This is a genomic window from Candidatus Chlamydia corallus (genome assembly GCF_002817655.1).
Classification (GTDB): Bacteria; Chlamydiota; Chlamydiia; order Chlamydiales; family Chlamydiaceae; genus Chlamydia; species Chlamydia corallus.
Map to the genome: position 1 here is coordinate 111564 of NZ_NWQK01000001.1, position 21743 is coordinate 133306.

Sequence of the window (21743 nt, forward strand, 5' to 3'; positions counted from 1 at the left end):
ATTTATTGTCAAAAAAAGGAGATATATTTACACTAACCTCAAACCCCTAAGTAGATTCACCCCTTTAAGATGAAACCGCTATGAAAGTCAAAATCAACGATCAGCTTATTTGTATTCCCCCATTCATCTCTGCAAGATGGAGTCAAATTGCATTTATTGAATCCCAGGAAGAGGAAAACAAAGATCAGGGAACACTAAGACTCCATCTTGTGGATGGTAAAGTCATTTCCATTCCCAATCTGGATCAATCGATTATTGACATTGCTTTCCAAGAGCACCTTCTATACCTAGAAACTTCTCAAGCAGGGAAAGAGGATAGCCGTGATGACGACAAATTAGGTGCAGGGGTCCTTATGAACGTATTACAACAAATAACTAAAGGGAATGATATTCAAGTATTGCCTAAACATCTGATTTCCCCTCTCTTTTCTGGAACTAACCCCATCGAAGCAATACTACAACACACCCCTGAACATAAAGATCATCCAGATGCTCCTGCTGACGTCTTAGAGAAAATGGCAGATGTAATTCGGATGCTTTCAGGAAATAACGTAACACTTTTACCCAAACCAGAGCCCCATTGCAATTGTATGCATTGTCAAATTGGAAGAGTCATCCATGAAGAAGACAATTTTGCTGTTTCTGATAAAGACCTTTCTTTCCGTACCTGGGATATCATGCAAAATGGTGATAAACTCTATGTCGTAACTAATCCCTTAGATCCTACTGAGCAGTTTAGCGTCTACTTAGGATCACCCATAGGATGTACTTGTGGAGAACCTAACTGCGAACATATAAAAGCAGTTTTATATACTTAACATAGCAACATTGGTATTAAGCTTTTGGTAAGCCGATTGACTTTTTCCTCCAAGTCAATATAATTCTTTTTCTAGGGGTTCATCTCCTTTTTGCCGTAAGCGATGTTTTCAACCAACGGTTAGCCGAAATATATTTGTAGGAGAAAAGCATGAGAATGCTCCAGGTTTCTATGCTTCTTTTAGCTTTAGGAACTGCAACACACTCACCAGCCATCTACGCTGCCGATTCCCAATCTATCTCATTTTCAGAACAACCTCTATCTTCATTTACTGGAGAAATCAAGGGAAACCACGTACGGATGCGCTTAGCGCCCCATACTGACGGGACTATTATTAGAGAGTTCTCCAAAGGAGATCTTGTTGCTGTTATTGGAGAAAGCAAAGACTATTATGTCATTTCTGCACCTCCAGGAATTACAGGTTACGTGTTCCGCTCATTTGTTATAGACAATGTGATCGAAGGTGAACAAGTCAACGTTCGCTTAGAACCTTCAACATCGGCTCCAGTGCTTGTGCGACTCTCCCGAGGTACTCAAATACAGACAACATCGAATGAACCACATGGTAAATGGCTAGAAATTGTCTTACCATCTCAGTGCATATTCTATGTTGCAAAAAACTTTGTTACTAACAAAGGACCTATCGAATTATATACTCAGCGCGAGGGACAAAAAAAAATTGCCCTAGACCTTATTCATTCTGCTTTAAACTTTGCTCATACAGAGCTTGAGAAAAACCTTAATGAAGTTGATCTTGAAGCCATTTATAAAAAGGTAAACCTTGTTCAAGCTGAAGAGTTTAAAGATGTTCCAGGAATCCAAGGGCTTATACAAAAAGCTTTAGAAGAAATCCAAGACGCCTATCTTTCTAAATCTCTGGAGTCTCAAAATTCTTCAACTGTAAGCTCTCAAAGTTCTCAGCCTACGGCGCCGACTTCTTCTCCAGGGGTTACGACCTCATTACTTTCGCGTCATATCCGTAAGCAAACTGCATTAAAAACAGCTCCTCTTACGCAAGGAAGAGAGAATCTAGAGTATTCTCTCTTTAAGATCTGGGCTAGTATGCAGCAAGGCAACGATCACTCTGAAGCACTCACACAAGAAGCATTTTATCGTGCTCAACAGAAGAAAAAACAAGTACTTACTGGTGTATTAGAAGTTTATCCTCATGTAGTAAAGAACAATCCTGGTGACTACCTATTAAAAGATCACGAAAATACCATAGCTTTTCTTTACGGTACAAATATCAACCTAGAGCAGTGGTTAGGAAAGCGTGTCACTGTCGAATGTCTCCCACGTCCTAACAATCATTTTGCTTTTCCTGCCTACTATGTGATGGGAATTAAAGAAGTTTCACAATAAAATATAATTTTTGCACTTTCATAATTATATATTTGCAAACTCTTTAATTTCTAAATTCTCTATTTTCTATCCGCTTTTAGATCTAAAAAGCCCTTACCTTAGTGTAGCTAAAGGCTTTCTAAGCTAAACAAATAAAACTTAATAGATAGAAGGAAAATTTGTTTTACCTCTAAACACGCGATAAATATAGCATGCATAAGCGATGATGAAAGGAAGACCAATAAGCACTATAATCAAGAGACTTTTTAAGGTTTTAGCTTCAACAGCACTATTATAGATAGTATAACTATACTGTGAATCTACGGTAGAGAGAAGAATGTTAGGAAAAGTTAGCGTAGCTGCTGATAAAATTAGCGCCAACAAATTCAATGCAGAATAAATAAATGCATAGCCATAATATTTTTTAGATACGCTAGTCTTAGCAGCAACACAGCAGCAGCTCGTTAAACCAATAAGCAAAATCAATAATGGATAGGTAGGGAAAGCATCAAAGCGCTTGGGTATAGAAATTAAACTAGCACCTAAAAGTAGAACATAAAAAACGAGAAAGGACGAAAGAACATAAGGAAATTGCTCAGCAATCCTAGTATTTAAAGAATCCGAAGTCTTCATTAATGCAAAGCAAGCACCGTGAACAGCAAAAGCACTTGTAACTACAGCACCACATAAAGCTGCATAAGGACGAAAAAATAAAATCCAGGATAATGAAGCATAAGAAGTGTCTGGAGATAAAGGCAATCCTAGGATGAGATTCCCTACAATAATGCCTAAGAAAAAGCCGATAGCAAGCCCAGAACAAGTAAAGATGATATCCCAAAATGTTTTCCAAGACTCAGATTCCGACTTACTTCGGAACTCTAAAGAACATCCCCTAAAAATATAAAGAAGTACCAGAGTCCAAATAGGCATATAAAAGATAGAAAGAAGTGTGCCATAACATGCAGGGAACCCTGCAAATAACCCACCAATAATGATAACTAACCAGACCTCATTGCCATCCCATACAGGCCCTATTGAATTGAGGAGAATCCGACGTTCTTTATCCTCTTTTGCTTTAAGATAAATAGCTCCAAGCCCGAGGTCAAAGCCATCACCAAAAGAATAAGCAAAGACAGCAACTCCAAGAATTACGTACCACGCGAGTGGTAAAAGGTTAGTTAGAGAAAGTTCCATAAAATTACCTCTATTTCACTGTGAATTCTGTGAGAGATTTTTCTTCTTCAGGACCGTGTTTTATTTTTTTACAAAGTACAGTAATAAAGAGAACGAGCAGAGCAATGAATACTAAGCTAAACATTGTCAAAGATTGTATAATTTGATTTGACTGTACTATGGGAGAAATCGCATCTTTGGTTTTTAATAATCCTCGAACTACCCAAGGCTGTCTTCCCATCTCAGTAGCACACCAACCACACTCATTACAAATTTCTGGGAGAAGTACAGAAAAGGTTAAAATTACTAAGAAAAAAGGTTTTAAAGCCCATCGCCATCCCTTATAGACAGACCAGGAAAGCAAAGTTAAGACTACCATAGCCCCCCAGAACATGACCATAAGATGATAAAGTTGAAAGACTGCCTGTACGTTAGGCCATTCGTCCTTAGGAATTTGATCTAAACCAGTCACAGGGGTTTTTATATTTCTATGAACAAGAAAAGAAAGTGCTCCTGGAATAGGCAACCCTATAACCTGTTCTTTCTCCATGTCTACATAACCAAATCCCCATATAGGGGTATATTCTTCAGTTTTAAATACACCTTCAAAAGCTGCTAACTTAGCGGGCTGATTTTTAGCGACTCCTCTGGCAGTTACATCTGCAGACCAAAGCTGTAAAATTAAGACTATAGCTGCACAAATCGTTGCTAACTTCATTCCTTGTTTAGCAAACTCGTTATGACGTTTTTTCCAGAGATAATAAGCCGATACACCTATAACAAGAAAAATTCCAGAAAGCCAGGTTCCTAAGACTGCATGAATAAAACGGTCTACGGTTGTTGGAGAGAAAACAACTTTCCAAAAGGAAGTTAAAGCAGGAATCAACTTTCCTTTATGCATGGCCATCTCGTAGCCTGAAGGAGTTTGCATCCATGAATTAGCGCAAATAATCCAAAAGGCACTCATATGAGCTCCTAAAGCTACCATACATGTAGAAAAGAAATGCATTTTCTTAGAGACCTTATGACGACCGAATAACAAAATGCCTAAAAACCCCGATTCTAAGAAAAAAGCAAAAATACCTTCACTACCTAACAAGGTACCGAAAATATTTCCTGTATATTCAGAGAAATTTGCCCAATTAGAGCCGAAAGAAAATATCTGCATAATTCCCGTAACAACTCCAAGAACAAACGTTAGAGCAAAAATCCCGATCCAAAACCAAGTCATTTGCTTATAAACTTCCTTTTTTGTGACCAAGTAGAATCCTTCCATAATCACAAGCATCATGCTTAACCCCATACTTAGGGGGACAAAAAGGTAATGAAAAGCTACAAACAATCCGAACTGTATTCTAGATAAGATAATCGCGTCCATAAACTTCCAGAACTGGATATAAAATTAGAAATTGTAATGTGAACGATGAAACAAAGTATTGCAACTATAAAATACTTTGCTGTTAACCTTTTTGTTCGTATGCTAAGATATAGGCTACCTTCCCTAGGACAATAATCGTGCACTTTGTGCAACTTTTTGCAGTATACTACCCAAGGACCTAGTAAAACTATGCCCTTTGATATTACTTATTATACAACCCCTTTGCTCGAAATTATTTTAATTTGGGTAATGCTAAACTACCTATTAAAATTTTTCTGGGGCACCCGGGCTATGGATGTTGTCTTCGGTTTGCTTGCCTTTCTATTTCTATTTGTCCTAGCCGATAAACTACACCTTCCTATCATCCGCAAACTGATGCTCCACGTAGTCAATATCGCAGCTATTGTAGTTTTTATTATTTTTCAACCAGAAATACGCCTTGCCCTATCTCGTATACGGTTTCATGGGAAAAAATTTTTTATAGACAGTCAAGAGCAGTTTGTAGAACAATTAGCTGCAAGTATTTATCAGCTATCAGAACGCCAAATCGGTGCTCTTGTTGTTTTGGAAAATAAAGATTCTTTCGATGAATACCTAAGTTTTTCTTCAGTAAAAATCAATGCAACTTTCTCTGAAGAGCTCCTGGAGACGATTTTCGAGCCTTCATCTCCTTTACACGACGGTGCCGTCATCCTAAGGGGAGACATTCTAGCCTATGCTCGGGTTGTTCTCCCTCTTGCTCATGATACAACGCAGCTGTCTCGGTCTATGGGGACCAGGCATCGAGCAGCTCTAGGAGCTAGCCAACGATCTGATGCACTTATTATCACAGTATCTGAAGAGAACGGAAGTATCTCTTTGTCTAGAGATGGTCTGCTAACACGAGGAGTAAAAATAGATAGATTCAAAGCAGTATTACGCAGTATTCTCTCTCCTAAAGAACACAAGAGAAAACCCTTATTTTCTTGGATTTGGAAACGATGATAAAATTTTTATCTCAACTCTTTATTCGAAATTGGCCTAGAAAAGTTGTTTCCTTAGGTTTTGCTATCATCATTTGGATTCTAGTAGGACAAAGTGTTACGATCACACGAACGCTCACTAACGTCCCTGTTCGTATCGTAGATCTAAATCCAGACCAAACGGTTCTTGGACTACAAAAAAATGGATTTCTTATTAAAAAGGTTTCTTTAACAATCACAGGAAATAAAAATACTGTTCAAGACCTCCGTTCTTCAAATCTAGAAGTTGTAGTCAGCGCAGCAAACCATACAGAAAGTTGGATTGCCACTATAGATAAGCATAATCTTGTAAGTGTAGATCATGAGATCAACCTACGCAAAGACATCCATAGTGTTGATGCTAATGATATTTTTGTCCGACTTACACAATATGTAACTGAAGACATTTTATTAACTATAACGACACCGATAGGGAGTCCCCCAAAAGGATACGAGTATTTAGATGTCTGGCCGAAGTACTTGAATCAAAAAGTCAGCGGTCCCAAAGAATATGTAAATGCTTTGAAAGAGCAGGATCTTGAATTAACTTTTAATTTGAATAAAATTTCATTCGAAGAATTAGAAAGAAACCGCATTGCTCAAGGGAATCATGACGAGATTATTTTCCCTATTCCTAAGGAATGGAAAAAAATTTTGATTCCCTTTGAAAATACTTATGTAGATCTTAACGACCCTCAAGCAGATTTTCTCCGCCTTTTATTTTTAAAACGAGAATGCATTCCTCTAAATTTAAATTTACCAGTTTTTCTATTCTTTCCCGTAACCTTCATCCAAACAATAAATCCTCTAGAATATACCTTAGATCCAGTCCCACCCATTATTTCTAATCATGGAATCTATCAAATAAATATTCCTCTTTATGTTAAGGATGTAAGTAGACAATTCTTAGATGTCGTAAAGAACAATATGGCCTTGACAATCGTGATGCCTTCGCCGCATGACCCTTCTTCGATCAACTGGGCTATAGAATTTTTAGATGAAAAAACTTTAGAAAATACATTCCTTCAGACTATCATAGCCCAGGAACATGGCATTCTACATGATATTGCCTTGATTGATGAAGCTGGAATTCGCCATAGGTTTCGGGAATATTTAAGGAAACTTGCGCTATTTACATCTGATGGCGAATCCCTAAACCTTGTGGCAAAAATCAAAAATAATAAAGTCGTTATTCAAACTAAGTCAAAAGAAACAACTAAACTATACAAAAAAGATAACTAATTCAGTATAATCATAAGATTTACGGAGAAATTTATGTGCGTAGATTGTATTGGACTTGGATTTGAAGCAGCAATCAATACCCTATGTTGTTGTTCCGATGACTCAGTATTCAAAGGGAGAGTAGCAAAAATTTGCGCTGGACTCTTAGCTCTTACTGCCATCGTCTGTTTTATACTTATGATTTTGATTTGCACTGGAGTCATAGGAGCTTCTGGAATGAGTTTCGGAATGAGCAATGTTGCAGCATGCCTGATTTTAGTTGGCGTAGCATTGTTAAGTATTTTTCTTTCTGGCGGATGCTTCGCTGCAAAAAAAGAGATTTCAAAAAACAATTATGTTTAAAATGCTTTGAAAAAGCCAAGTTAACTTGTGGGAAAAAAATTCCATCAGATCAAGAGAGCAATTCTAGAAGCGCCTTTTTATTACCTAGTGTCTGGTGTTATTGCTATATGCAAGCGTATTCCAACATCTTTTTTAACCAGCTTAGGAAAAGGCTTAGGTTTTTTCGCCTTTTATATCATCAGTGATTACCGCAAAACAGCTCTCACCAACTTAGCCCTAGCATTTCCTGAAAAAACTTTTGATGAGCGTTATAAAATAGCTCGTCAATCTTTGCAGCACCTTGTAATTACACTCCTAGAGCTACTGGCAATGGAGAAACTTGTCAGAAATATAGAGCAACTAATTACCATCATCACGTCCTCAACGAATCCCAAGGGATTTTCTCTTGAAGAGCTCATGTCTGATGAAGATTTAGAGCAAACTTTTAAACAGCTAGGGAAGAATCAGGGTCTCATTTTATTTTGTGGCCACCAGGCAAATTGGGAGCTGCCTTTTCTTTACATCACTCGAAATTATCCTGGGATAGCCTTTGCTAAACCTATAAAAAATCAAAGGCTCAGCAAGAAAATCTTTGCTCTTAGAGAGGTCTTTAAAGGCAAGATTGTGCCTCCAAAACACGGAATCCAACAAGGCATAGAAGCTCTGAATCAAGGTAAACTGGTAGGAATTGTTGGAGATCAGGCCTTATTGATATCTCCATACAGCTATCCTCTATTTGGCTCTCCAGCATTCACAACGACATCACCAGCCCTATTAGCTTATAAAACAGGACTTCCTGTTGTTGCTATTAGCGTCTATCGTCAATCTAAAGGCTTCCAAGTGATTCCAAGTGCAAAGCTTTATGCAGATAAAAGCCTTCCTATGAAAGAATCTGTAAATGCCCTCATGGATCAAATGATGGGATTTTTAGAAAAAGGGATTGCGAGTCATCCAGAACAATGGATGTGGATCCATAAAAGGTGGAAACGAAAGATCTCTAATTTAATAAGGAAGAAGTACCGCTATAGCCATATTTTGGTTATTGTGGATCAAATTTCCTCGGATCTTCCCTTCCTCAAATCTCTGGCAACATGCTTTTCAGGAGCAACCCTTAATCTAGCGTTAAAAAACTTTAATAATTTTGAAAAACTTCAAGAAATCTTACCAGGTTACTCCTTTCTGCAACTCCAAAATGATGAGGATATTCTAGCACTACCTAATTGCTATCCTGCTGTTTTTGATCTCAGTAACAACCTAAAACATTTATACAAGCATTTTAGAAAAACAGGTTCTCATGCCATTTACTCTAAAAAATTTTTAGAAAAAACTTTAGATAATCCTAGAGCACCTTTAGAAAATTCTTTAAGAATCTTTTATTCTAAAAACCTTAAACATAAAGAAAAAAAAAGCGTGCGATAAAAAAATATTCAAGGATCTTTCTTTATGAAAAGATCTCTAAATTTTCCACGAATTCAGGAAACTCTTCATTCCAGGCACAAAAACTTTAGGCTCCAGGAAATTCCGACCCAGTTAAAATATCATTCACAATTGTCAACGTGAGGCTATTTGTTTCTTCCATACACGCTCCTCTGCTAAGCACAAGAATTCTATCATAATTAGAAAGAATCCCCTGTTCTATGCCGTAAATGCAAGCCTGATGCCTCCACACAGCTCTATCACTTTCTTGGGTAAGCATAGGATAGACTCCCCATTCCAAAGCTAAGCGATAATACACAGAAACGTTTGGAGTCACTGCAATGATAGGGAATTTCGGACGATATTTAGACAAGAACATCGGAGAGCTTCCTGATTCAGTATAAACAATAAGAGCTTTGGCTTTAGCCCTCTCTGCAATCTGAATGCCCGCCAATCCAATGGCAGAGAGATAAGGGGACACGTGGACAGCGCTGTTGCTATCATCTAATTTTAAGAACAAATCATAGGAAAGATTCTTTTCTGTTTCCAAAATTACAGAGCGCATGATTTTCACTGCAGCTATGGGATGTTCTCCGGACGCAGTTTCTCCTGATAGCATCACTGCTGAGGAGCCATCATAAATTGCATTGGCAATATCAGAGACTTCAGCTCGTGTGGGTAAGACATTACGAATCATAGATTCTAGCATCTGCGTCGCAGTAACACAGAAGCGACCTGTCTCCCTAGAAACTTTAGCCATCATCTTTTGCAAATTCGGAACTTCAACAACAGAAAGCTCAATCCCTAAATCTCCTCTAGCAATCATAATTCCGTCAGCAAGATTAGCAATCTTAGAGAAATTTTCTACTCCCAAACGATTTTCTATCTTTGCAATGATGGGCATCTTAGAACTGCCGAGATCTCCTAAACACTTACGCATAGTTTCAATATCTTCACCATAGCGCACAAAAGATGCAGCAACCACATCCACACCTTCCTCTACCCCAAACTTAAGGTCAGCAATATCTTTTTCTGTCATAAAAGGAAGAGCAACATCAATACCTCTAATACTCACAGACTTGTGAGATTTGAGAATACCGTTGTTCATAAATTCTAACTCCAAACAATCGGTCTCTGAAGAGACAACAACAGCATGGATGTACCCGTCATCTATTAAAACATCAGCACCTTCGGGAACAAAGGGAAATATCCCCTTAGGGTAGAGAGAAACTCCCCCTTGAGGACTCCCATCGATATCGGTATTTACAAGCGTAAGCCTTTGTCCCTGGGAGACTGGAATCGGATTAGGAATATTCCCTAAACGAATTTCAGGACCTTTAGTATCTAGCATAATCGCTAAAGGAACTCGCTTTTGTTCTCTTAACTCTTTTAGCATTTCGATAGTCTGTCGATGAGTTTCATGGGTCCCATGACTAAAATTTAATCTTGCTATATTCATCCCAGCATCTACAAGCTTTGCTAACATCTCTGGACTATTTGTTGCTGGCCCTATAGTGCAAATAATTTTAGTGCGTGTAATCATGCTGTCCTATTGTCTATTCAATGAAATGCTCATTATATAATGAGATATTTTAAATTCTTTTTTGAATAAAAATTTTCTTTTATTCAACTCTAACTCTCAAGAGGAGGGTGCTTGCAGGAATATACAATATTGCGGTTTAATTTGTACTTGAAATCCCAAGACACTGAGGTTACTAACACTCTTTTCACAAGCTTGGACAACACACCTTTCTAAGTTTATTACGAGAATTCTTTATGAAATTACTTCCTGTATATCTTTCTGGTATCACAGTTAGAAATCTTAAAAACATTTCTGTCCACTTTAACTCGGAAGAAATCATTCTACTGACAGGAATTTCTGGATCAGGAAAATCTTCGATAGCCTTTGATACAATATATGCTGCAGGAAGAAAACGTTATATTTCAACACTCCCAACATTCTTTGCTACTACAACAACCCTGCCAAATCCTAAAGTAGAAGAAATTTATGGTCTCTCGCCAACAATAGCAATAAAACAAAATCAATTTTCAAACTATAGTCACGCGACTGTGGGAAGCACTACAGAGCTTTTTTCTCATCTTGCTCTCCTCTTTACCCTAGGAGGACAAGCTCGAGATCCTAAGACACAAGAAATCTTAGATTTCTATAGTAAAGAGAAAATTCTTGCTACCTTTACAGAGCTACCCGAAGGCATCCAGCTCACTCTTTTAGCGCCTCTCATACGTAAAGATATCGCTGCAATCCAAGATTATGTCCAACAGGGATTTACAAAAGTACGTTTGAACAACAGGATCCACCCTATTTATTCGTTCCTAACTTCTGGAATTCCTGAAGACTGTGCTGCTGATATTGTGATCGATACGCTAATCAAAACTGAAAATAACATTGCAAGGCTCAAAGTTAGCCTATTCACAGCTTTGGAATTCGGAGAAGGTCATTGCTCGGTTCTTATTGGTGAAGAACTTATGACATTCTCCACAAAGCAACAGATTCATGGTGTTACCTATACTCCTCTAACTCCACAATTATTTTCTCCCCATACCCTAAGTAGCCGTTGCTCTTGCTGCCAAGGGTCTGGAATCTTTATCTCTATTGATGATCCTCTTCTTATCCACGAAGATCTTTCTATTAAAGAGAATTGCTGTAGTTTTGCTGGAAATTGTTCCTCCTATCTCTATCATACTATATATCAAGCCCTGGCGGATGCTTTAAATTTTAGCTTAGAAACTCGATGGAAAGATCTTCCTTCAGAAATTCAAAATATCTTTCTCCGCGGGAAAAATAACTTAGTTCTTCCCGTACGACTCTTTGATCAAACCTTGGGGAAAAGAAATCTCACCTATAAAGTATGGAGAGGTATACTGAACGATATAGGAGATAAGGTCCGCTATACAGCGAAACCCTCTCGTTATCTCTCTAAAGGGATGTCTGCACATTCCTGTTCCCTATGTAAAGGCACAGGCCTAGGAGACTATGCTTCCGCAGCTATCTGGGAAGGCAAGACATTCGCTGAATTTCAACACATGTCTCTAAAGGCCTTGCATACATTTCTCTCTGAAGTGAAAGCTCCTTCCCCGTCTATTCAAGAAGTCTTGCAAGGTCTAAAGCAAAGACTCTCTTTCCTTATAGACTTAGGTTTAGGCTACCTCAGGCCAAATCGAGCACTGGCAACTCTTTCTGGAGGAGAACAAGAACGTACATCAATAGCAAAACATCTAGGAGGAGAACTTTTTGGAATTACCTATATCTTAGATGAGCCCTCCATAGGACTCCATCCGCAAGACACGGATAAACTAATCGGCGTCATTAAAAAGTTACGAGACCAAGGCAATACGGTTATTCTTGTTGAGCACGATGAGCATATGGTCTCTTTTGCAGATAGGATTATTGACATTGGCCCTGGAGCTGGAATTTTTGGAGGCGAAGTCCTCTTTAACGGGAGTCCTCAGGACTTTCTAACAAATGCACAATCTCTGACAGCAAAATACCTACGCCAAGAGCTTACCATTCCGATTCCAGCATCTCGTGAAGCTCCAACATCGTGGCTCTTGCTAACACAAGCGACGATTCATAATCTTAAGAATCTTTCTATTCGTCTGCCACTAGCTAGGCTAGTCGCAGTTACAGGAGTATCAGGATCAGGAAAATCCTCTTTAATTAATGACACACTGGTGCCTACTATAGAAAGCTTCCTAAAGCAAGAAAACCCTAGAAATTTACATTTTGAAGGCGGTAGCGTAGGCCGGTTGATTCACATTACCCGAGATCTTCCAGGACGTTCGCAACGTTCAGTGCCTTTGACATATATTAAAGCCTTTGATGATATCCGCCAACTCTTTGCTTCTCAACCTCGTAGCATCCGTCAGGGACTTACAAAAGCCCATTTCAGCTTCAACCAGCCCCAAGGAGCTTGTATCACATGTCAAGGGCTAGGAACTACGACAATCTCTGATGACGACACACCAATCCTGTGTTCCGAATGTCAAGGAAAGCGTTATCAACCACAAGTATTGGAAGTCCTCTATGAAGGGAAGAGTATTGCTGATATTTTAGATATGACAGCGTACGAAGCAGAAAAATTTTTCACTTTACTTCCTAAAATTCATGAAAAGATCCATGCTCTATGTTCCCTACGCTTGGATCACCTACCCTTAGGGAGGCCCCTCTCTACATTATCTGGTGGAGAAATCCAAAGGCTAAAACTCGCACATGAGCTTCTATTTTCCTCTCCCAGGCAAACACTATATGTCCTAGATGAACCTACCACAGGCCTTCATACCCATGATATCCAAGCATTGATTGAGGTACTTCTATCGCTAACATATCTAGGTCATACTGTGGTTGTTATCGAGCATAACATGCATGTTGTCAAAGTCTGTGATTATGTTTTGGAATTAGGTCCCGAGGGGGGAGATCTCGGAGGGTACCTACTTGCTTCCTGTCCTCCTATAAATCTTATCCAACTAAATACCCCAACAGCAAAAGCACTGATCCCCTATATACAAGACTCCCTAGCTGTACCTTTAGTAAAGTCGGAACCTACGCCCCCGCCATCTCCTAAATCTTGTGATATCATCATTAAGGATGCCTATCAAAATAATCTCAAACACATAGATCTTTCTCTTCCGAGAAACTCTCTCATAGCAATTGCAGGTCCTGGAGCATCAGGGAAGCACTCTTTAGTCTTTGATATACTCTATGCATCAGGAAATATCTCTTATGCCGAGCTCTTACCTCCTTACATTAGACAAGGTCTGCTTAAGGAGACCCCTTTACCCTCTGTAGGAGAAGTCAAAGGACTTTCTCCCGTAATCTCTGTAAGAAAATGTAACTCTCGCAACCGCTCCCACCATACAATAGCTTCTGCTCTAGGATTAAGCAACGGTCTAGAAAAACTCTTCGCCATATTAGGCGAACCTTTTTCCCCTCTTACAAGAGAAAAACTCTCCAAAACCACCCCCCAAACGATTATCGATAGTCTACTCACAAGCTATAAAAACGACTATGTTACTATAACCTCTCCTATTCCTCCCGATACTGATCTAGAACTCTTCCTTCAAGAAAAACGAAAAGAAGGATTTTTAAAGTTATATTCCGAAGGAAACATCTATGATTTAGACGAGAAACTGCCTAGAAATCTCATAGCACCTGCTATAGTCATACAACATATAAAGGTGTCGCCAAAGAATATTTCTGCGTTATTATCCGCAGTATCGGTAGGTTTTTCTCTATCTTCAGAAATTCGCATCTATATCCTTCAGAAAGGAGAGCCTCTCAAACTGTCGTATTCTTTAGGCTGGAAAGACAGCGAGGGGAGAATCTATCCCGAGATTACCCATGAACTTCTTTCTTCTGATCATCCTGAAGGTCGTTGCCAAACTTGTAGTGGTCATGGCAAAATTCGGAATATCTCTCTAGAGAATCATAAAGAAAGGATTGCTCACTACACTCCTCTAGAATTTTTTAGTTTATTCTTTCCTAAGCGCTCCACCGAATCTCTACAAAAGTTTCTGAAAAAGGAGAAAGTCCCCTCTGCTAAACCGCTAAGCACCTTAACTGTCCAAGCTTTTGAAATGTTTTGCCAAGGTTTCTCAGAATTTCCAGGAATGAATGCCCTACTTATGGAGCAACTGAATAACGAAGCCGACTCTCCCCTTCTAAAGCCTCTTCTTATTCTTACTTCCTGTCCTTTATGTAAGGGCTCAGGCCTAAATGATTATGCAAGCCATGTTCGCATAAAAAAGACTTCTCTTTTGGATATTTATCACCAAGACGCAACATTCCTAGAATCTTTCCTAAAAGATATAAGTACCGAAGATACAAAAAGTATCATCCAAGATCTGATGAATCGGCTAACTTTCATTAGTAAAGTAGGGCTCAACTACATTACCCTTGGACAAAGACAAGAGACTCTGAGTGATGGCGAGAACTACCGCCTATATCTCGCCAAAAAGATCTCCACACATCTAACCAATATTGTCTACTTATTTGAAGAACCTCTTTCTGGACTGCATCCTCAGGATCTCCCTACAATTGTTCGTCTACTTAAAGAACTCGTGGCAAATAATAACACAGTCATTGCTACGAATCGCGCCTATACCCTAGTCCCTTATGCCGACCACACAGTCTTCTTAGGTCCAGGATCTGGACCTAAAGGAGGATTTCTGATTGCTTCTGATATCGAGATTTCTCCTTCTTTAGACCCTCATTCTAACGTTCCCAAAAAGGCACTTCCTTTTACAAGTAAAGCAAACGATAAAATAGAATCTGATGATATTTTAGAGGTCAATCTATCCATACACAATATCCAGAATTTGAAAGTATCCTCTCCCCTACATGCTCTGGTTGCCATTGGAGGCGTTTCGGGATCTGGAAAAACCTCTCTACTTTTAGAAGGTTTCAAAAAACAAGCTGAGATCCTTCTTTCGAAAGGAACCTCAGCATTTTCCAACCTTCTAGTTATCGACTCTCATCCCATACCTTCGTCACAACGTTCTGATATCAGCACATATTTTGATATTGCTCCCTCCTTAAGGTCGTTTTATGCTTCGCTGACACAAGCTAAAGCCTTAAATATTTCCCCCACTATGTTCAGTACAAATACAAAACAAGGACAATGTTCAGATTGCCAAGGACTTGGATATCAATGGATCGATCGAGCTTTTTATGCTTTAGAAAAGCGCCCTTGCCCGACCTGCTCAGGATTTCGCATTCAACCTCTTGCTCAGGAAGTCATTTACGAAGGCAAGCACTTTGGGAAGCTTCTGCAAACTCCTATTGAAACTGTAGCTGCCCTATTCCCTTTTATTAAAAAGATACAAAAACCTCTAAAAGCACTTCTTGAAATAGGCCTTGGATATCTTCCCATCGGCCAACAACTCTCCTCCTTATCTGTAAGTGAAAAAACAGCACTGAAAACGGCATATTTTCTATACCAAACTCCAGAAACTCCCACCCTATTTCTAATTGACGAACTATTTACTTCTTTAGATCTGAAAAGAAAACAACATCTTACAGAAAGACTTCGATCCCTTATAGATAATGGCCACTCGGTAATCTATATAGATCACGATGTGGAGTTATTAAAATCCGCTGACTATCTTATAGAGATAGGCCCTGGATCAGGCAAACAAGGAGGTAAACTTCTTTTTTCAGGATCCCCTAAAAACATTCACACCAGTAAGGACTCGCTACTCAAAACATATATCTACAATGAGTAACTCTATCCTGAATAACTTAGAATCTGAAAGCGTGTCAGACTATCCTAGCCACTACAAATCACTCAAAGCTGAGATTCTTCAGTTAAGAGATGATATATCTTCTGGCACAAATCGCGCTCTTCGTGATTTCCAAGACAATGGAGATAAAGAAACTTTTGTCGCAATAACAAACGCCGCTCTTGATAACTAAGAGAATCTTTGAGGAGACCTAAACGCTTGCAATCTCTAGCCAATAAAGAGGTAGGAAAAATGCGATCTTCATGACAACCATCGAAATGCTGCATTGCGACCTCATAACCCTGTATAAGAGCAAGATAACATCCATAAAGAACGAATACTTCTTCTTGATCATCTTTCAGCTGCCTCTCTTTATAATTTTCAAAAAGTTTTTTTAGCTCGCTCTCATTGCGACTCCAAAGATGAGCTCGAATTTCGTGATTTAGAAAGTAGTCATTATAAAATTTTTTAGAAATTTTCAATCGGATGATATCCAAAGCACGGAAAATAGCATTGCCTTGAGATTCCATAAGAGAATGATTAGCAAAAAGATCGAATATATAAGCCAGGAGTATTGGAGAGAGCTGATCACTAGAGACAAATATTTTGGTCGGGTCTTCCTTTTTAAAGATACTCTGAAGAGCAAAAAGAAATTTTCCTAGCTCCTCAAAAGAGACTCCGACGATCTCTTCTGAAATTTTCTTATTCTGGCTAGACTCTTTAAATATATCGATACAAGAAGAGAGAAATTCCCATTGATGAAGATCACAAGCAACATAGAAAATCTCGACCAAAGCTCGAATATCATTTTGATCCCAAGCTCTATGAAATAAGCTATTAAGATGGAGTGTGAATCCAGACCAATAACTTAAAAATAATTCCATCTTAGAAGAACGAAACTCTAAGACCGTCGGATCAAGGCGACAAAATAACGTAGCACGAGATTTATCCTGTAACCAAAAAAGTAGTTTTTCTTCCTGCCCTGGCGTGATTGCATATGGAGCTACTTGCAATACTAAAATCATAAACACTAAAGCAATGCGATCACGTTTATAAAAGCTTTCATGCAGTCGGTACACGACGTGGTCTTTAAGTCTAAAGATTTCAGGATGCTGTGAATAGCGCTTCAATGCTAATAGCAAGCTTTTGATTTCTTCATTGTATTCGCGAAGTCTCTGATATACGAGAGCCTTTCCAAGATATTCTAAGGGAGCAGCAACACCATCATGTAATTTTGAGAACTCTTCAATAGCTAAAGAAAATTCCTGTTCATTATTATTTGTAGAAGCCTTCTCTAAAACTGTAATTCCTCCTCGAAACCTTGCTTCGTAACCTTCTTTACGTCCTGGGAAAGATTCTGCGATTCTTCGATAAAGAACCAAAGCTCGATCATATAACTTTTCTGCAAGAAAAGCATCGGGAACAGCAAGACAGCTGACCCTCAAAGAACCACTACTTTCAAAAATGCCTATATCTCCCAGAATATCTTCCATATCCCGAACTATGATCGCTAATCGCCCACTACGACTTGGCAAATAATCCATATGGATAAGCCAAGTCGTAGTGTCGATAAACAAGGACAAGCCGTGATTATGCTTTTCTAAAGTTATCAAAAAAGTGTCCTTATCACATTCTAAACCTTGAGAACACTTCTGAATTTCTAGGCTATTTTTCACCAGAGATACAGATAAGATTCCATCTTTAATATGCAACCAAAAGCCATAGCCCTGATAAAAATCTCCTCCTAAAGCATTTTCTGAAGTGGGAAGTAGAATTCCAAAACCCTCATCCAGGCCTTTTTTAGAAAGAGTATATTCTAAACGCATCTCAGAGAAACTCTCAATACTAGAGATTGCTAGACTGTACCATGATGCTGGAGAGACTTCCAACATTGGAAAATACTTAGAAAGTAAAATAGGCTCGTTTAGCTTCCAACTACAGGATTTTTTAGGGGATAACGCCGTTGTTAAAGTCCATCTGGGGCTCCCTCTCAGATGACTCTCTATATCTTCCTTAAGCTCTGTTATTGAAGAATAGCGTTCTTTAGGATCTACAGCTAATGTTCTCATCACTACAGCGGAGAGAAACGGAGGAATTTCTCGATAGGGGGCGACCTCTTGAGGGTTGGGAATCCCCTGACCATCAATAACAATTTTCTTTCCTTTCTTCCTTCTATAAGGGAAGGAAAGAGTGAGCATCTGATAAAGCACCACTCCCAATGCATAGATATCTGTACTTTCAGAAGCAGGATGACCAAGGAGCCTTTCAGGAGCCATATAGTCTGGAGTCCCCACTATTCTCCCTGGAATTGTCATTTTTGAAAAAAGGACCTTCTCTTTTCCGATATCTATGTCAAGAAGGTCATCTTCTTCTCCACGAGCAACTGCTGCTCCCCAATCTAAGATTACAACCTCACTAAAAAGACCTAATAGGATATTGTCGGGTTTAAGATCGCGATGAAGAATGCCCCTAGAATGGACATATTCTATAGTACAGCAAATCTTATGAAATATAGAGAGAAATACTCCTACAGAAGTTTTTTCTGCTAATTCCTTAGAGAGGGGTTCTTTTTGCCAGACACTCTTCAATAAAGTTTTTAGTGTGTATCCCTCTATGTAGGGCATAGTATAGTATACAGGATCTTTCTCACTATAGATAGTGTAGACAGGAACAACACCAGGATGAATAAGGTCAGCAGCAATTCTAGCCTCTCGCAAAAATCTCCTTTTCAATAGAGGATTTTCTGCAAGATCTTCGCGAATTTTTTTAAGAGCTACTTTGCGGGAACATACAGGGTCATAGGCAAGGTATACCTCACCCATTCCTCCCTTTCCAATAATTCTAACAATATCATAGCGCTCCAAAGATGGTCAGTCCTTTCTTTCTAAGAAAACGACGCAAGCTTATCAAGAATGCTTTGTAATTCTATACGATTATTTTTTAAAGCTTCTTCTTTCATACGCACAAGATTAGGATTTGCCTTTTGGCAAAAACTCTTATCACCGAGCAAACGCTCCAAGTTGTCCACAGCTCTTTCTAACCTAACTCTTTCTTTTTCTAAACGCCCTGCTTCCTTGAGAAGATGCTCTTCTGGAACAAAAATTCCAAGGCGAATACTATCCACAGCACCAAAACTATAGAGGCTTTTTTCAGGCTCTTTATCTAAAAGTTGTATAGATTCTAGCCCCCCTAATGCCTGAAGTATGGGAATATATCTCTGTATATCCGTATGTTCACCACAAATAACAAAAGCCTTCAGGTGTAAACGCGGATCCAGTTGCATCTCCCCACGGATATTCCTAATAGTATAGACCAGCCTTTGAGCTAAAGTAAACGATTCTCTAAGATCTTCTGGCATCTTCACATCAAAAGTTGTTGGATATGGAGCCTCCATACAAGCGCGAGAGCGCAGCATATTTAAAGCGTGACGTGTAAATGCATCACCTGCTCCTTTAGGAAGTTCTCCTAATGTATCCTTCATCCTTAAAAATAAAGATTCTGTAATGAAAGGAACTACAGGGTGAAGAACTCCTAACACATTAACAAGAAGAACAGCGAGTAACGTACGTTTGGTCGATTTAGAAGTTTCGTCTCCCTGCTTACCAAAGAGTATGGGTTTAATAATCTCAATATAGGTAGAACAAAGATCGTTATAGAAAAACTTATAAGCTAAAGTTGCTACTTGATCAAAAGCATAGGTTGCATAGGCCTCCTCAAGCTGATGAATAAGCTGATTAAAACTATCCAAGATATAAAAATCTTCAAGGCCTAAAGAGTTCTCATCAATACCTTTAAGAAGGTCCTTTCCCTCGAGATCTGAGATATGACCAAAGATAAACCTTGCGCCGTTCCAGATCTTGTTCGCGAAGTGCTTGTACTCTTCAAATAATCTGTAATCAAGATCGATCTGCTCTCCACGATTTGCACAAGAACACAAAGTCATGCGTACAGCATCTGTACCATAAGTAGCAATCATCTCTAAAGGATCTACAACGTTACCTTTAGATTTAGAAAGCTTTTCCCACTTCGCAACGACATCATTAGGAGGCGCTTCTCCCATATCATAGGCTAGCTTTTCCTTACCAGAAATATAGGACCACTCGCCAAATTCGTTATAGCGCTTATAAGACTTCCCGAATATCAATCCGTGAAGGAAAACCTCAGAAAAAGGTTTGTCTCCTGTCATCGAAGAACATAACAATACCATCCGAGTTACCCAAAAAAATAAAATATCGTGTCCCGTAACTAAGACAGCTGTGGGATAAAATTTCTTCAAATCTGGAGAATCTTCGTCAGGCCATCCCAAGCAGGTCAAGGGCCATAAGCCTGAAGAGAACCAGGTGTCCAGAACATCGGAATCCTGATACCAAGAATCAGGATCTTGAGCTACTTCTTGGGGAATCCCTTCTCCATCATAGCAGAGGATACGTGCGTCATCATCTTTATGATACCAAACAGGAATACGATGCCCCCACCAAAGCTGCCTACTAATGCACCAATCTCGAAGGTGATTGACCCAAGAAAGATAGTTTTTAACAAAATCGTCAGGAAAAATCTTAATATTTTTACTTTCTACAAACTCTCGCAAAACTCCACGGAACTCTGATACGGAGATAAACCACTGTTTAGAAAGATAAGGCTCAATTACAGCTCCAGATCGGTACGAAACACCGATACGAAGTTTATAGGGTTCTTTTCTTAGAAATAACCCTTCTTCCTCTAAGGCAACGAGAATCTCCTCGCGTGCTTTCTCCTTGGTCATCCCAACAAAAGGTCCGCCATTCTCATTAATTCCCCCTGAAGGAGTCAGAATATTGATCATGGGTAAATGATGGTTGATCCCCATAAGGTAATCGTCCTTATCGTGAGCAGGAGTGACTTTTACAGCTCCTGTTCCAAAGGTAGGATCTACAGAAGCATCTCCAATGATAGGAATCTGACGATTTACAAAAGGGACTTCAACACTCGCACCAATCCACGATGCATAGCGTTCATCGCTAGGTGACACTGCAATTGCAGTGTCGCCTAATAAAGTTTCGGGCCTTGTAGTTGCTACAACAATAGACTCTTTAGAACCCACAATACGATAGCTAATGTAATAGAGCCATCCGTCTTTCTCTTCGTATTCCACCTCATCATCAGAGAGGGCTGTTTGGAGGACAGGGTCCCAATTGACAAGGTAGTACCCACGATAAATAGAACCATTTTCAAATAGAGTTTTAAAAGCTTTTTTTACCGCACGATTAGCAAGCGGTTCCATAGTAAAGTGCTTCCTATCCCAATCGCAGGAACAACCCAGCTGTCGCAATTGCGAGAGAATGACTCCTTCGCTTTTTTCTTTCCATGCCCAAACATGCTCTAAAAATTCTTCTCGGCTGTATTCAATACGACGCTTACCTTGAGTAGCTTGGAGATGCCTTTCTACTACAGTCTGGGTAGCAATTCCTGCATGATCAGTTCCTGGAATCCAGCAAACCTCAAATCCTGACATACGCTTGTAACGCACAAGAACATCTTGGAGAGTGTTGACCAAAGCATGACCCATGTGCAAAACCCCAGTGACATTAGGGGGCGGCATGATTACAGAATACGGAGGCTTATCACTCGAAGTCCGCGCCTTAAACATCCCATTCTTTTCCCAAAAAACATACAACTTGGGTTCTATATCTTTAAAATCATATGCTTTTGGAAAATCTTCTGCTTCCATCATTCTTAATCCAAATTTGTGATCTCTACTCAGAAATACTTTATAGGCTTAGCTTACAAAAAATACCTCTGCTTTACCTTCCGTGAAATAAGGTATTGTTTATGATTT

At 39.2% G+C, this 21743-nt stretch carries 12 protein-coding genes; 7 read left to right on the top strand and 5 right to left on the bottom strand.

The window, feature by feature from the left end; all coding sequences use genetic code 11:
- The first annotated feature begins 80 nt into the window (after nucleotides 1–80).
- The gene (locus CMV32_RS00520) at nucleotides 81–818 is read left to right on the top strand and encodes a hypothetical protein (protein ID WP_100934001.1); all 738 of its coding nucleotides are present in this window, start codon (nucleotides 81–83) and stop codon (nucleotides 816–818) included.
- Nucleotides 819–967: 149 nt separating this feature from the next.
- Nucleotides 968–2179, top strand: a complete 1212-nt coding sequence (locus CMV32_RS00525) for an SH3 domain-containing protein (protein WP_100934002.1) — start codon at nucleotides 968–970, stop codon at nucleotides 2177–2179.
- 138 nt (nucleotides 2180–2317) lie between these two features.
- On the opposite strand, the gene cydB is transcribed toward CMV32_RS00525, so the two are convergent.
- Together cydB and CMV32_RS00535 are read right to left on the bottom strand one after the other, a co-directional pair.
- On the bottom strand, nucleotides 2318–3352 hold the full coding sequence (gene cydB, locus CMV32_RS00530; RefSeq protein WP_100934003.1) for a cytochrome d ubiquinol oxidase subunit II: 1035 nt from the start codon (nucleotides 3350–3352) through the stop codon (nucleotides 2318–2320).
- Nucleotides 3353–3362: 10 nt separating this feature from the next.
- On the bottom strand, nucleotides 3363–4709 hold the full coding sequence (locus tag CMV32_RS00535; protein ID WP_100934004.1) for a cytochrome ubiquinol oxidase subunit I: 1347 nt from the start codon (nucleotides 4707–4709) through the stop codon (nucleotides 3363–3365).
- Nucleotides 4710–4898: 189 nt separating this feature from the next.
- Between CMV32_RS00535 and cdaA the strand changes: the two genes are divergently transcribed.
- Genes cdaA through CMV32_RS00555 form a run of 4 tightly spaced genes read left to right on the top strand, consistent with a single transcriptional unit; the run spans nucleotide 4899 to nucleotide 8692 of the window.
- Entirely contained in the window at nucleotides 4899–5693 is a 795-nt protein-coding gene (gene cdaA, locus CMV32_RS00540; protein ID WP_100934005.1) for a diadenylate cyclase CdaA, read from the top strand.
- Nucleotides 5690–6952, top strand: a complete 1263-nt coding sequence (locus CMV32_RS00545) for a CdaR family protein (RefSeq protein WP_100934006.1) — start codon at nucleotides 5690–5692, stop codon at nucleotides 6950–6952. Before cdaA ends, CMV32_RS00545 begins: the two co-directional genes overlap by 4 nt.
- 33 nt (nucleotides 6953–6985) lie before the next feature.
- On the top strand, nucleotides 6986–7294 hold the full coding sequence (locus tag CMV32_RS00550; RefSeq protein WP_100934007.1) for a hypothetical protein: 309 nt from the start codon (nucleotides 6986–6988) through the stop codon (nucleotides 7292–7294).
- 27 nt (nucleotides 7295–7321) lie between these two features.
- Nucleotides 7322–8692, top strand: coding sequence for an LpxL/LpxP family acyltransferase (locus tag CMV32_RS00555; protein ID WP_100934008.1), 1371 nt, complete (start codon nucleotides 7322–7324; stop codon nucleotides 8690–8692).
- A gap of 85 nt (nucleotides 8693–8777) precedes the next feature.
- On the opposite strand, the gene pyk is transcribed toward CMV32_RS00555, so the two are convergent.
- Entirely contained in the window at nucleotides 8778–10232 is a 1455-nt protein-coding gene (gene pyk / locus CMV32_RS00560; protein ID WP_100934009.1) for a pyruvate kinase, read from the bottom strand.
- Between the two features lie 233 nt (nucleotides 10233–10465).
- On the opposite strand from pyk, the gene uvrA reads away from it, so the two are divergent.
- Nucleotides 10466–15931, top strand: a complete 5466-nt coding sequence (gene uvrA, locus CMV32_RS00565; RefSeq protein WP_100934010.1) for an excinuclease ABC subunit UvrA — start codon at nucleotides 10466–10468, stop codon at nucleotides 15929–15931.
- 62 nt (nucleotides 15932–15993) lie between these two features.
- Here uvrA and pknD read toward each other — a convergent pair whose 3' ends face one another.
- Both pknD and CMV32_RS00575 read right to left on the bottom strand, forming a co-directional pair.
- The gene (gene pknD / locus CMV32_RS00570) at nucleotides 15994–18792 is read right to left on the bottom strand and encodes a serine/threonine-protein kinase PknD (RefSeq protein ID WP_100934011.1); all 2799 of its coding nucleotides are present in this window, start codon (nucleotides 18790–18792) and stop codon (nucleotides 15994–15996) included.
- A gap of 20 nt (nucleotides 18793–18812) precedes the next feature.
- Nucleotides 18813–21635: a valine--tRNA ligase gene (locus CMV32_RS00575; protein WP_100934012.1), complete on the bottom strand. Its 2823-nt coding sequence runs from the start codon at nucleotides 21633–21635 to the stop codon at nucleotides 18813–18815.
- Nucleotides 21636–21743: the final 108 nt, after the last annotated feature.

What these genes read in the sequence shown, in the direction of transcription:
- CMV32_RS00525 (WP_100934002.1), top strand. Translation starts at nt 968, where the DNA reads ATGAGAATGCTCCAGGTTTCTATGCTTCTTTTAGCTTTAGGAACTGCA.
- CMV32_RS00535 (WP_100934004.1), bottom strand. Translation starts at nt 4,709, where the DNA reads ATGGACGCGATTATCTTATCTAGAATACAGTTCGGATTGTTTGTAGCT.
- cdaA (WP_100934005.1), top strand. Translation starts at nt 4,899, where the DNA reads ATGCCCTTTGATATTACTTATTATACAACCCCTTTGCTCGAAATTATT.
- cydB (WP_100934003.1), bottom strand. Translation starts at nt 3,352, where the DNA reads ATGGAACTTTCTCTAACTAACCTTTTACCACTCGCGTGGTACGTAATT.
- CMV32_RS00520 (WP_100934001.1), top strand. Translation starts at nt 81, where the DNA reads ATGAAAGTCAAAATCAACGATCAGCTTATTTGTATTCCCCCATTCATC.
- CMV32_RS00550 (WP_100934007.1), top strand. Translation starts at nt 6,986, where the DNA reads ATGTGCGTAGATTGTATTGGACTTGGATTTGAAGCAGCAATCAATACC.
- pyk (WP_100934009.1), bottom strand. Translation starts at nt 10,232, where the DNA reads ATGATTACACGCACTAAAATTATTTGCACTATAGGGCCAGCAACAAAT.
- CMV32_RS00545 (WP_100934006.1), top strand. Translation starts at nt 5,690, where the DNA reads ATGATAAAATTTTTATCTCAACTCTTTATTCGAAATTGGCCTAGAAAA.
- uvrA (WP_100934010.1), top strand. Translation starts at nt 10,466, where the DNA reads ATGAAATTACTTCCTGTATATCTTTCTGGTATCACAGTTAGAAATCTT.
- CMV32_RS00575 (WP_100934012.1), bottom strand. Translation starts at nt 21,635, where the DNA reads ATGGAAGCAGAAGATTTTCCAAAAGCATATGATTTTAAAGATATAGAA.